We start from the raw sequence: 12,660 nt of genomic DNA, 5'->3' as shown, positions 1-12,660 counted from the left end.
GGAGGTGTTTATTTATGATTTGATCATGTCTTTTGCCCGCAAATAGCTTTCCCCAAAATTCGTGATTGTCGTCCCGCTTCTTCCTTGACGGGCGTTCAACAGTCCCAGTTCTTGCAGAACTTCGAGGCGAAGGCGTATTTGCTGTTCGGACAAGTAAATATCATGCTCTTCCAAAAGCTTCTTCAGCTTGAGCCGCCCGAACGTTTTCAGCTGCGCTTTCCCTTCAGCGTAAAGGCTTAATATTTGAATGCTTTCCTTCAAAAATCCATGCTCTTCAATTTTTTTGTTAATGGACAGGATTTCGTTTTGTGAAAGGTTCTCAGCATCCGCGAAGGATTCCCGCTCGGAAGCACCCCCCCCTGCACTAGGTGATGCCAGGGACACTTGGGATTTCACATAACGATTCACCAGTTGTTCATGGGTAAACCCGGCTTCCAATGCTTCCGCAATCGCCCACACCGTCCCGTAGGATAGAAGCCGATCGCCGATATCGATGACATTTGAAAATCTGCTCGGCACAAACTCCATTTCTCCCGGCGTGACGATATAGTCGATATCCGCAAGTGTAGCTTGATCGGGATTGTTTTCGTCGTCCAAATAATACGTATGGGTAAAGAAAATATTCATTAGAGAGTCCAACGTTTCCTGGGCGTTTTCAAGCGTGTCATTGACGACCAATAATTTCTGTCCGGCCGGCAAATCAATCAGTCGCTTCGTGTTCGCGATGTTAACTTCCCGATGCGCAATGATCGTCTTGCAATCTTTCGGAATGAATGGCCGGATGACCCCCATCAAAATCGATCTTGATAAAACGACAATGTCCTCTTCTGCAATGCTATCCCCATCCAAATCTTTGACGACCAATTTCGAGATGATTGCTTTATCACCAAAAATAAGTTCCAGCTGTTCTGAGATTATCGTTAAATAACCTTCTTGTATCGAGATGATATGAATTTTGGTTTTCATGCTTTCTCCTCATCTTCCGTTATCCACCCCACAAATTTAGTAACTATCATACCATTTACTGGATATATAGACCAGGCGGATGAGCTTCCATCAATCGATTAGATGACAGGCAACCCAGTGGTCCTTTTCCGCCTCTTTCCATATCGGAGTCTCTTTACATTTCTCCATCGCATATGGACAGCGCGTCCGGAAACGGCATCCGGCCGGCGGGTTCATCGGATTCGGAAGATCCCCTGTCAAAACGATTCGTTCCCTTCCCCGTTCCTCGACAGGATCTGGCACCGGCACAGCCGACATTAACGCTTGCGTGTAAGGATGAAGCGGTTTTTCGCTGATTGCCTTCGTAGGGGCGAGCTCGACGAGATTCCCTAAATACATGACACCAATGCGATCGCTTATATATTTCACCATCGAAATATCATGCGCGATAAATAAATACGTCAAATCCTTCTCATACTGCAAATCCTTCAGCAAATTCACGACTTGCGCCTGGATCGACACATCGAGCGCAGAGATCGGTTCATCCGCAATGATCACGTCAGGGTTCACTGCCAAGGCACGCGCAATGCCAACCCTTTGCCGCTGTCCCCCTGAAAATTCGTGCGGATACCGGTTCATGAATTCCTTGTTCAGCCCGACGATCTCGAGCAAGTTTTGTACAATATCCTTCCGATCTTTCGGACTGGCAGCGAGGCCATGGATATCGATGCCTTCCGCAACAGAATCGAGCACTTTTTTGCGGGGATCCAGTGAGGCATACGGATCCTGGAAAATCATCTGGATCTTTTGCTTCATCCGATTTTCCTGCCCCTTTTTCAGTTGACCGTGAATGGGATCCCCGTCGAAATACACTTCTCCGCCAGTCGGTTCATACAGACGGATGATCGTTCTGCCGGTCGTCGACTTCCCACATCCCGACTCCCCTACCAGGCCGAGCGTCTCGCCTTTATGAATATCGAAAGAAACACCGTCGACAGCGCGCAGATGCTTATTCCCCGATAGTTGAAAATGCTTCTGCAAATCTTTTACCTGGATGATCGGGGATGGATCCGCAATTCTACTCCTCCTCTTTTTCGCTACCGCCACCCTTTCCCTTTCTTTCACTTGAATGACTGTCGAAAGATCGGGAGCCTTCGGATGCAGCAGCCAAGTTGCTGCGGAATGGCTGTCGGACACTTTGAACATCGGCGGCTGGGTTTTGTAATCGATCGCCAACGCAAATTCGTTCCGCACGGCAAATGCGTCCCCGACCGGCGGGTGCAATAGATCCGGAGGCGAACCGGGGATGGAGTATAGCTCCTCTTCCGCATCCAAATCAGGGATCGATTTCAACAACCCCCATGTATAAGGGTGCTGTGATTCATAGAAGACTTCATTGACCGTTCCCTCTTCAACAATTTTACCTGCATACATGACCGCGACTTTATCCGCCATATTCGCTACGACGCCCAAGTCATGGGTAATGAGGATGATCGCCGTGCCCAACCTTTTTTGAATGTCTTTCAATAAATCCAGGATCTGTGCTTGGATCGTCACGTCCAATGCCGTCGTCGGTTCATCCGCAATGAGAAGCCTCGGATTGCACGCAATCGCAATGGCGATGACGACACGCTGCCTCATCCCTCCCGAAAACTGATGGGGGTATTGATTCACGCGAGTGGCAGGCTCCGGGATGCCGACCAGTTCCAATATTTCGATGGCGCGTTTCTTTGCCTCTTTTTTTGATAAACCTTGGTGCTTCATGACACTTTCCGCGACCTGTTTTCCTATTGTCATCGTAGGATTCAGCGCAGTCATCGGGTCTTGGAACACCATGGCGATCTCCGAGCCGCGGACGACTTCCATTCGCCGTTCCGGGGCTTCCAGCAGATCTTGACCATCGAACAGGACCTGTCCGCCATCATATGTAGCGATTTTATCGGGCAGCAGTTTCATGATCGCTTTGGATGTGACCGACTTGCCTGATCCCGATTCACCAACGATGGCCAATGTCTCTCCTTCATTTATTGTAAAATCAACTCCCCTGACGGCTTTAACAACGCCCGCCTGGGTGTGGAAAGATACTCGTAAGTCTCTCACTTCCAGCAATGGCTTCATTGAAATCCCCCCTGTTCAATACATCCAACACATCATTTTTTCATTTTCGGATCGAGCGCATCCCGCAGGCCGTCCGCCAACAGGTTAAAGCAGACCATCAGTCCGACAATGACCAAAGCCGGGAACAGCAAGAGATAGAAATGATTTCTCATCGCCTGGAATCCGTCGTTTATCAATACGCCCAAAGATGCGAGCGGCTCTTGCAGACCAAGGCCGATGAAGCTTAGAAACGCTTCCGTGAAAATTGCGGCAGGAATCGTGAACATCATATTGACGATGATGAGACCAAGCGTATTCGGAATGAAATGCTCCTTGATGAGCCTGCCGTTCGAAGCGCCCAATGCCCTCGATGCGAGAATGAATTCCTGACCCTTCAGCTTGAACACTTGTGAACGGACAAGCCTCGCCATATTCACCCATCCTGTAATGACCATCGCAATAGTGATCGTCACAATCCCCGGTTTCATTAACATGATGAGCAGGATGATCAGAATGAGATTTGGAATGCCGACCAACACTTCAATGATCCGTTGCATCACATTATCCACCCGGCCGCCTAACAGAGCAGAAACCGCTCCATACATAACCCCGATGATCAAGTCGAGCGTGGCAGCCAAAAATGCGATGTATAGCGAAATCCGCGTCCCTTCCCAAATCCGCGTCCATTGGTCGCGGCCAAACCGGTCCGTCCCGAGCCAATGCTCGCCGCTCGGTTTTTGGAACACTTTGTCGTAGTCGGTTTGTTCATAGGAATACTCATTCAAATGCGGTCCGATGATCGCCATGACGATCAGGATGGAAAGGACGACTAAGCTGATCATCGCGCCTTTATTTTTCTTGAGGCGGATCCAGCTTTCCTTGAACATGCTCATTTGCGGCCGGGTGATGACTTCCTGTGATTCTGATTGATTGCCGACGACTTCAAAGTCCTTGTCATCAAACTCCATACCGGCCAATTCGTCCAGTCCGCCCTCGTATTCTTTAACGTTGTTTGCCATCATCCTCACCCCTTCGACTCTGTCAAACGTATTCGCGGATCAATGATTCCATATAATAAATCGACGACTAAAATGGTAAGGATATAAAACGCGCTGTAAAACAGTGTCAATCCCATGATGGTCGTGTAATCATTCACTTTGATCGAGTCAACGAACAGGCTTCCGATGCCAGGTATGCCGAAAATATTTTCGATGACGAGAGAGCCAGTGAGCAAGCTGACAGTGATCGGCCCTAATATCGTAATGATCGGTATAAGTGAATTTCTGAGCGTATGGTTGAAGATGACGCTCCACTTTGACAGCCCTTTTGATTTTGCAGTCAAAATATAATCTTGTTGCAGCACTTCAAGCATTTCATTCCGAGTAAACCTAGCGATGAGTGCGATAACCATCATCGCTAGGGCGATTGTCGGCAATACCGAACTGCTGTAGCTCTCCCAGAAAGCGACGGGAAGAATGCCCCACTTCAATCCGATATAGTATTGCAGCAACGCCGCAAAGACAAAGTTCGGTATGGAAACACCGATCACGGCAATGAACATCGTGAAGTAATCCCAAGCGGTATTATGCCTAAATGCCGCAATCATCCCTAAAATGAGGCCGATGGACATTCCTAAAATGACCGCCTGCAAGCCAAGCAACGCAGATGGCCCAATCCTGTCTTTGATTAGCGATTCAACTTTTTGCCCTTTGAAGTAAAAAGACGTCCCTAAGTCGCCTTTCACCAAGTTTTCCATATAGATTCCGTATTGCATGATCAGTGGCTTATCCAATCCATATTTGGCGTAGAACTCAATCCTCGCCTCTTCTGACAGACCCGCCAGCTTCTCTTCGTCAAAAGGCGATCCCGGCAATAATTTCATCAAGAAAAATGTGGCAGTCGCAATGACAACTAACGTCAAGATGATATTGACGACCCTGACGACAATGAATTTCTTCATCCCTTTCACCCCTTCACATGAATATCCTATTCATAGGTTCGTCTTATGCTTTTTGGTAAATGGAGAACACGGGTTTCAGCATGCCTACCTTCTCTTTCCTTGCATTCAACAGTGTCGGGCGGTGATAAGATTCAAGCGCCTCCGCTTCCTGTTCATTGATCAAATCCATCTGGCTGAGGATTTCCATAATGACAGCGTTTGTCGCTCGAGCGTTGCCATCCTCGATCTTAACGGCGATGCCGATGCCCGCTTTCGGCACCCCTACACAGTAAACCCCTTCCGCGCCGACTTTGCCGAACATCTTCCCATTCATATGCTTCATGAAATCCGTGCAGAAACGGGAGGTCCCGCCAACCATTTCGGGCGCGTTCATCATTGCGTCTGTCACCCGGCGGATCGATTGTTGCCTTGATTCCTTCAACCCGCTTGGATCAGCCATTCTTGCAAACCCGAGCGCCAAGTTCCGCAAGGGGACCCCATGGACCGGGACGCCGCACCCATCGATGCCGATTTGGATATCATCCACTGGTACATCCGTCAATTCGCTAATAACGGACAGGATTCTCTGTTGCACGGGATGTTCGATTTTATAATAATCGTCTACAGTTTCATTCATATGTTTCGCCGTTGCTAACATTCCGCTATGCTTTCCGGAACAGTTATTATGGATCGGCGTTACGTCGCCGCCACTTTTGATCAGTTCTTCATACGCCTCCTGCCGTCTTGGGGGATGTGTACCGCATTGTAAATTGGCCACTTCCAAATCCAATCGGCTTAAAATTGACGCGGCTCTTTCCGTATGCTGCTTTTCACCGTTATGTGAAGCACATGCCAACGCCAAATCACCATCATCAAAATGATAATGATCGGCTGCGCCTGTCTCGATAATCGGAATCGTTTGCAAAGGTTTCATGGAAGAGCGTGCAAATACAACCTTTTCAATATCACCGACTGAGGAGACCACGTCCCCGTTTGCGCTGACAATTGCAATGTCACCTCTATGTAAACTTTCAACTAATTGGCCTCTCTCGACCGTCACAAGCACCTCGGACATTCTGCAACACTCCCATTCTCTTTATTTTCAAATAAGTATAAAGCTTGAAACACCTTATTTCAACCATATAATCATATTTATTAATATTTTCCGTCAAACAGCCTATTTTATCTATACAAAATAAATAAAATAGTTGAAAAACACCTTGAAAGGTTCTTTCAGGTTTGATAAGGTTATAACAACCTATTCGTCAGATTATTCTGATGGGTCATGGAGGTGTGTTTGCGAGGAGACTTTCATTCACTGTCAAAAAGGGGGTTTGAGATTTGAAACCGGTTATCGGCATTACTTCCAACTTAGACTCAACTGCACATATGCTTCAAAACACGTATATCCAAGCGGTCATTTCCGGGGGCGGGATACCTTTCATCGTACCTACAGGTGTGGAAAACGACGCACAGCAAATTGCTGCGCTCCTTGACGGTTTGGTCATTTCAGGCGGAGGCGATTTGAACCCTATCCTCTTCAATGAAGAGCCTTTGCCGCAGCTCGGAAACGTCACCCCCGAAAGGGACTCAGCCGAATTGGAGCTCGTCAGACATATGCTGGCGGCGGATAAGCCGATCCTCGGCATATGCAGAGGTCACCAAGTGCTGAATGTCGCTTTTGGCGGAACGCTTTACCAGGACATCATCTCGCAAAGCGCCAGTCCGCTTTTGCAGCATGATCAAAAAGCGAAAAGGGATCATCCATCCCATGCAGTCCATGTTGAAAAAGGCACTCGCCTTGCGTCCATCGCAAATTCCGAGAAGATATTGGTGAATTCATTCCACCATCAAGCGTTGAAGGATATCCCCGCCCCGCTCATCGTCTCGGGCAAAGCTAGTGATGGAATAGTGGAGGCGGTTGAAAGTACAGATCACCATTTCGTCGTCGGAGTCCAATGGCATCCAGAGGCTCTGATGCAAAATGAAGATCAGGTTTCCATGCGTTTATTCGAGGCTTACATGAAAGCTTGTACAGAGAGGATGGCTGCCGTTGAATATCATTGACCTGCATTGCGATGTATTGGCTCAAATGCATAAAGTAAAAGGGAATCTCTCATTCAAAGATTCCAATGATCTCGATGTCACATACGAAAAGCTGAAGCAAGGCGGCGCCCACATCCAGGCATTCGCCATTTTCATCTCACCATCCATGAAGTCGGACCAGAAATTCCAAGCGGCTCTCGATCAGATCCATTATTTCTACACCGAAGTGATCGGAAAAAACCCGCATATGAAAGCATTGAAGACATGGGACGATTTTGACGGGCTCCAAGATGGCCAGATCGGCGCATTTCTGACGCTCGAAGGAGTCGATTGCATCGGGAATGACATGCAAAAGCTGTCGATTCTCCGTGAACTCGGCGTCCTGTCGGTCGGGCTGACATGGAATAACGCAAACCTGGCGGCGGATGGCGTCGGGGAGGAGCGCGGTGCTGGTCTAACTGAATTCGGGAAGGAAATTATCGGATTCTGTAATGAAAACAAGATTCTTTCGGATGTTTCCCATCTTAGCGAAAAGGCTTTTTGGGATGTCATGGATTTGGCCCATTTTCCGATCGCAAGCCATTCCAACTCGAAGACAATTTGCAACCATCGGCGGAACTTGTCGGATGAGCAAGCCACTCATTTATTCAAATCGAATGGCCTGATCCATGTCGTGTATAACCCGCCTTTCGTCATCGAAAAAGGCGAAGCAACCATATCAGACCTTATTGCTCATATTGATCATTTTTGTTCTCTAGGAGGTGTCGGTCAAATTGGATTGGGATCGGATTTTGACGGCATTTCGGAAAAGATCATCGGTCTCGAAGATGCTTCAATGCAACCCGCCCTCATCAACGAGCTGTTGAAAAGGTATAGCGAGGATGTAGTGAAAGGATTTGCCTATCAAAACTTCCTTGACCATCGTCCAGGCAAGAAGGCTACGCAACTCCCGGAGGAAGAAGTGCTTTCTTAAGAAAAGTAGAATAGGGGGATTCCAATGAAAACAAAATTCAATTTTTTACTCGTACTCTCTTTGGTCATGGCCGTCTTTTTGAGCGGCTGCGGCTTCACCGACTCGAAGAAGGATAATGACGGCGAAAAGGCCGGCGAGACGAATGACAAAAAGGAAAAAGTCGTCAACTTGAGCCTTGCCAATGATATTCCCGATTTGAACCAAGTGCTGACGACGGACGGTATTTCATTCACCGTGTTGAACAACGTGATGGAGGGGCTTTACCGTTTGGATGAAAACAACGAACCGCAGCCCGCCATGGCGAAAGACGTCGATGTGTCCGACGACAAATTGACGTACACGTTCCACTTGCGCGATGGCATCAAATGGAGCAACGGAGACCCTGTCACTTCCGAAGACTTTAAATACTCTTGGCTGCGGGCTATGCATCCGGATACGGCCGGCGCATATTCCGATATCCTAGCCAATTATATTGTTGGCGGACAGGAATTTGTGGATGGCGAGGCGGATGCTTCAGCAGTCGCAATTGAAACACCTGACGAGAAAACACTTGTCGTCACGCTTAAAACACCGACACCGTTTTTCCTTGGTTTAACGGCTTTCGTAACATATTTCCCTCTGAACGAGAAATTCATCAACGAAGTCGGAGAAGATAAATTTGCATTGACGGCGGATGCGATTTTGTATAACGGACCGTACGTCATGACTGAATACAATCAAGCCCAAGGTGTCACGTTAGTGAAGAACAAAGAGTATTGGGATTTTGAAAATGTAGACGTCGACAAAGTGTCGTTGAAAGTCATCAAAGAACAAAGCACTGCATTGAATCTCTATGAAGCAGGCGAATTGGACCGTGTCTATTTGGCATCTTCTGACGTCAACTCCTACAAGGACAGCGAAGAATTCGGCACGGAAACTGAATTCATTTCCTGGTACTTGCAGTTCAACTTCCTTGAAAAGCCATTTGACAATGTCAATATCCGTAAAGCGTTCCAGCTTGCATATGACGCGGAGACATTGACAAAAACGGTTCTGAACAACGGTTCCGTCCCAGCGTACGGATTAGTCGCAGCAGGCGTTTATGGCGATGGCGATAAAACATTCCGCGAGCTAAGCGGAGACCATGTGAAAATGGACGTTGCCAAAGCGAAAGAGTACTTGGAAAAAGGGCTTGCCGAAGTAGGCGAACTTCCACCGCTTAAAATTCTGACTGCGGATGACACGATTGCGAAAGACACAGCGATCTTCCTCCAAAGTGAATTCAAAAAGAATCTCGGCATCGATGTACAAATCGATACAAAACCGTACAGCGGCCGCTTGGATGCGATGCGAGCGAACGAATTCCAAATGGGGATTTCTCGTTGGGGCGCGGACTATAACGATGCAATGGATATTTTAAGTCTATGGATCGGGGAACCGCTTCGCGGACTTCGCGGAAACTACTACAACGAAAAGTATAAGCAGCTGATCGATGACGCACTTGTCGAAGCGGATGAAAACAAACGCCTTCAAATGTTGATCGACGCAGAAAAATTAATGCTCGTCGATGACGGCACATTAGGTCCGTTATACTTCGAAGGAAAAGCATTCTTGCAAAAGCCGAACGTCAAAAACGTCGTCATCCACCCGTATGGCGCTCCTATCGAATTGAAAATGATTAAAGTAGTCGACTGATCGACTTGCCCGCTTACGTTGCTAAGCGGGTTTTTCTTTTTCATTCCGTTATAATTAATGTATTGAAAAACCTTTACATAGGGGGGCAGCAAATGAAGATCCTTGTCATCGAAGACAATGAAAGTGTCTCTGCCATGATTGAACTGTTTTTTGAAAAGGAAGGGATCCGCGGTGAGTTTGTGAAAGATGGGCTTCAAGGTTATGAGCGGGCCATTTCGGAGAATTGGGATTGCCTCGTCATCGACTGGATGCTGCCGGGGATGGACGGCGTGACGATTTGCCGGAAGCTGCGACAAGCGGAAGTTGCGGTGCCGATCATTATGCTGACGGCGAAAGATAGTGAATCCGATCAAGTGCTCGGACTTGAAATGGGCGCGGATGATTATGTGACGAAGCCGTTCAGTCCGCTTACGCTCATGGCGCGCATTAAAGCTGTTACGCGCCGATATGGTGTTGCGAAAGAGGATCGTGTTGACGGCGACATACTGAAAACGAAACACTTCCTTATCAATTCATCGACGCGTGAAGTGTTACTGGACGGCAAGCCCGTGCCGAATTTGACGCCGAAAGAATTCGACCTGCTCCATTTTTTCATTCAGCATCCAAAGCAGGTCTTTTCGCGCGAACAGCTGCTGGACCGGGTATGGGGCTATGACTTCTACGGCGATGATCGGACAGTCGATGTGCATATTAAAAGGCTCCGTTCGAAAGTGTCGAAGGCCGAACAGCCGTTTTTCCATACAGTATGGGGCGTCGGCTACAGGTTCGACGAAACTGCCGGTGATGCGGTATGAAAATCAAATACTTCCACCAGCAGCTCGCTAGCCATTTCAGCGTCATCATTATCGCATTTCTAATTCTGAGCCTGCTGTTCTCCCATTTCGTCGAGCAATTCGTCTATGACAATAAAACCGAGGAGCTCGCCACATACGGACAATCGATCTTAACGGATATCGAGCGGGATCAGAGAAACTCCCGGTCCATCTTGAAATCGTACGGGTACGTGCTGGAAAGCAGGGATATCCAATATAGCTTGTTCGACGAAAAGTCGGTCATCATTTATTCGACTGGACTGAAAGCGCCTTTAATTGAACTGAACGAGGAAGAATGGCGGGAATTGCAAAACGGGAAAACGATTACCGTGAAACAGGAATTCAGGCGGTTCGAACAGGCGGTCACTTTCGTCCTCCTCCCCTATTTCCATCGGAATCAGTTTGTCGGCGGCGTTTTATTAACCTCCCCGATCAAAGGCTCCCGGGAAGTCATCTCGCAAATGAACAGCTATTTGATCTATACGACATTCATTGCGCTGGTGATCGCATTGCTATTGAGCGGATTGCTATCGACTTTCCATGGTCGGCGCATCAACCGGCTGCGGTCGGCTACTGCGAATGTGGCGCAAGGCGATTATTCCGTGCGCATTCCGACGGCTGACGTCGATGAAATCGGAGAGCTTGCAGGGGATTTCAATAGAATGGTCGAGAAGCTCGAAACGTCGGCGGAGGAGATCGAAAGCCTTGAAAACCGCCGCCGGCAATTCATGGCGGACGTGTCGCACGAACTCCGCACCCCACTTACGACAATCCGCGGAATTATCGAAGGCCTTCGCAATGACATGATCTCGGAATCTGAAAAGGCGCGCGGCCTGCAACTCGCAAGCAGCGAAACGATGCGGCTGATCCGACTTGTGAATGAAAATCTTGACTATGAAAAAATCCGTTCGAACCAAGTGACACTTGTGAAGCAGGAGATCCAACTTGGAGAGCTGCTTGAAATCATTGAGGACCAATTGGAAGATGCCGCGATGGAACGCGGCAATCAAATAGTTGTGGAAGTCGGAGAGGATGTGTCTGTGTTCGCCGATTATGACCGACTCACTCAAGTATTGATTAACATCGCGAAAAACAGCATCCAATTCACGGAGAACGGGATGATTTGGTTACGGGGCTATACGCACGATGATCGTACAGTCATTGAAATCGAGGATACCGGCATCGGGATGGACCCTGGAGAAATCGAGAAAATTTGGAGCCGGTTTTACAAGGCGATCGATTCACGAACGACAAATCCATACGGCGAATTCGGACTCGGGCTGTCGATTGTGAAACAGTTGGTAGCCTTGCACGGCGGGACGATTGATGTAGAAAGCGTGAAAGGCGAAGGGACGAAATTCCGGATTGAATTGCCGGGTGAAGTTCTCGGAGAGGAGTAAAGGAGCCTTTGTTGTGATAATTGAGCACTTGTCAGAAAGAATGGGCCCTTTGCGTCAATGGAACAATAAAAGGTTTGTCAATTGGTTATGGCCGATCGACAAACCCTTTTTCATTAGTCAAAACTCGTGAATCTTCCATTCTATGGTACCATACAATTAAACAGTGCATTAAAAGAGGTGTCTCTATGAATTTTATCGCTTGGATCATTGTTGCGTGTGAAATCGGATTTTGGGTCGTCATCGCTGCCGGGCTCATCACAAGATATATATTCAATAAAAAACGACTTGGTTTATTTTTTCTGGCCCTAACTCCTGTCATCGACTTGCTTTTGCTCATCGTCACAGCGAACGATCTCTATAATGGCGCCACCGCCACACAAGTCCATGCAATCGCCGCCATCTATCTCGGTGTTTCAATCGCATTTGGAAAAAGCATGATCCGCTGGGCGGACGAACGATTTCTGTATTACATCAAAAAACAAGAACCTAAACCTGTCCGGAAACATGGACTCGCCTATGCTAAACACTCCATGAAAGGCTCCTTGCAACATGTGCTCGCATTCATCATCGGAGGCGCCTTCCTTTACCTGATGATTTATCTGATCGATGACCCATCTAAAACCGAAGCCTTATCCGGCATGTTGAAAGTATGGGCGCTCATCCTTGGAATCGACTTCCTCATCTCTGTCTCCTACTTCATATGGCCACGACCGCAAAAAACTGGATAATCGCAAAAAAGACGATCCGTATATAGGAGCGGCTTTCTTTCATTTT

Annotated in this window: 11 protein-coding genes; 6 read left to right on the top strand and 5 right to left on the bottom strand. The window is 47.9% G+C overall.

Annotated features, from left to right (window positions below):
* Window positions 1–12: 12 nt before the first annotated feature.
* The 5 genes from ACFPTP_RS01295 to ACFPTP_RS01275 all read right to left on the bottom strand — a co-directional run bounded on the left by ACFPTP_RS01295 (window position 13) and on the right by ACFPTP_RS01275 (window position 6,056).
* Window positions 13–966 (bottom strand): winged-helix domain-containing protein, encoded by a 954-nt coding sequence (locus ACFPTP_RS01295; RefSeq protein ID WP_381441575.1) that lies wholly within the window; start codon window positions 964–966, stop codon window positions 13–15.
* A 90-nt stretch (window positions 967–1,056) separates the two neighbouring features.
* A complete protein-coding gene (locus tag ACFPTP_RS01290; RefSeq protein WP_381441573.1) occupies window positions 1,057–3,063 on the bottom strand; it encodes an ABC transporter ATP-binding protein in 2,007 nt (668 codons plus the stop codon).
* 32 nt (window positions 3,064–3,095) lie between these two features.
* The gene (locus ACFPTP_RS01285; RefSeq protein WP_381441919.1) at window positions 3,096–4,010 is read right to left on the bottom strand and encodes an ABC transporter permease; all 915 of its coding nucleotides are present in this window, start codon (window positions 4,008–4,010) and stop codon (window positions 3,096–3,098) included.
* A 56-nt stretch (window positions 4,011–4,066) separates the two neighbouring features.
* Window positions 4,067–5,002: an ABC transporter permease gene (locus ACFPTP_RS01280; RefSeq protein ID WP_381441571.1), complete on the bottom strand. Its 936-nt coding sequence runs from the start codon at window positions 5,000–5,002 to the stop codon at window positions 4,067–4,069.
* 43 nt (window positions 5,003–5,045) lie between these two features.
* Window positions 5,046–6,056, bottom strand: coding sequence for an asparaginase (locus ACFPTP_RS01275; protein WP_381441570.1), 1,011 nt, complete (start codon window positions 6,054–6,056; stop codon window positions 5,046–5,048).
* Between the two features lie 266 nt (window positions 6,057–6,322).
* Here ACFPTP_RS01275 and ACFPTP_RS01270 point away from each other — a divergent pair, with 266 nt between their 5' ends.
* From ACFPTP_RS01270 to ACFPTP_RS01245, 6 genes are all read left to right on the top strand, one after another.
* Complete coding sequence (locus tag ACFPTP_RS01270) at window positions 6,323–7,048, top strand: gamma-glutamyl-gamma-aminobutyrate hydrolase family protein (protein WP_381441568.1); 726 nt, start codon at window positions 6,323–6,325, stop codon at window positions 7,046–7,048.
* Window positions 7,035–8,000 (top strand): dipeptidase, encoded by a 966-nt coding sequence (locus ACFPTP_RS01265; RefSeq protein WP_381441567.1) that lies wholly within the window; start codon window positions 7,035–7,037, stop codon window positions 7,998–8,000. The genes ACFPTP_RS01270 and ACFPTP_RS01265 overlap by 14 nt, the downstream gene beginning before the upstream one ends.
* Before the next feature lie 24 nt (window positions 8,001–8,024).
* Window positions 8,025–9,674 carry a peptide ABC transporter substrate-binding protein gene (locus tag ACFPTP_RS01260; protein WP_381441566.1) on the top strand — a complete coding sequence of 550 codons (1,650 nt, stop codon included), beginning with the start codon at window positions 8,025–8,027 and terminating at the stop codon, window positions 9,672–9,674.
* Between the two features lie 92 nt (window positions 9,675–9,766).
* Window positions 9,767–10,468, top strand: a complete 702-nt coding sequence (locus ACFPTP_RS01255; RefSeq protein ID WP_381441564.1) for a winged helix-turn-helix domain-containing protein — start codon at window positions 9,767–9,769, stop codon at window positions 10,466–10,468.
* Window positions 10,465–11,886, top strand: a complete 1,422-nt coding sequence (locus tag ACFPTP_RS01250; RefSeq protein ID WP_381441563.1) for a sensor histidine kinase — start codon at window positions 10,465–10,467, stop codon at window positions 11,884–11,886. The genes ACFPTP_RS01255 and ACFPTP_RS01250 overlap by 4 nt, the downstream gene beginning before the upstream one ends.
* 185 nt (window positions 11,887–12,071) lie before the next feature.
* A complete protein-coding gene (locus ACFPTP_RS01245) occupies window positions 12,072–12,614 on the top strand; it encodes a hypothetical protein (protein ID WP_381441561.1) in 543 nt (180 codons plus the stop codon).
* Window positions 12,615–12,660: the final 46 nt, after the last annotated feature.

This window comes from Sporosarcina koreensis, assembly GCF_042655825.1.
In the GTDB taxonomy this organism is placed as follows: domain Bacteria; phylum Bacillota; class Bacilli; order Bacillales_A; family Planococcaceae; genus Sporosarcina; species Sporosarcina koreensis.
Note: the sequence above shows the minus strand (reverse complement) of the source record. Positions and strands in the feature narration are given on the sequence as shown.

Bases quoted from the DNA above. Each gene is read 5' to 3' on its own strand.
- ACFPTP_RS01295 (WP_381441575.1), bottom strand. From the start codon at position 966: ATGAAAACCAAAATTCATATCATCTCGATACAAGAAGGTTATTTAACG.
- ACFPTP_RS01290 (WP_381441573.1), bottom strand. From the start codon at position 3,063: ATGAAGCCATTGCTGGAAGTGAGAGACTTACGAGTATCTTTCCACACC.
- ACFPTP_RS01285 (WP_381441919.1), bottom strand. From the start codon at position 4,010: ATGGAGTTTGATGACAAGGACTTTGAAGTCGTCGGCAATCAATCAGAA.
- ACFPTP_RS01280 (WP_381441571.1), bottom strand. From the start codon at position 5,002: ATGAAGAAATTCATTGTCGTCAGGGTCGTCAATATCATCTTGACGTTA.
- ACFPTP_RS01275 (WP_381441570.1), bottom strand. From the start codon at position 6,056: ATGTCCGAGGTGCTTGTGACGGTCGAGAGAGGCCAATTAGTTGAAAGT.
- ACFPTP_RS01260 (WP_381441566.1), top strand. From the start codon at position 8,025: ATGAAAACAAAATTCAATTTTTTACTCGTACTCTCTTTGGTCATGGCC.
- ACFPTP_RS01255 (WP_381441564.1), top strand. From the start codon at position 9,767: ATGAAGATCCTTGTCATCGAAGACAATGAAAGTGTCTCTGCCATGATT.
- ACFPTP_RS01250 (WP_381441563.1), top strand. From the start codon at position 10,465: ATGAAAATCAAATACTTCCACCAGCAGCTCGCTAGCCATTTCAGCGTC.
- ACFPTP_RS01245 (WP_381441561.1), top strand. From the start codon at position 12,072: ATGAATTTTATCGCTTGGATCATTGTTGCGTGTGAAATCGGATTTTGG.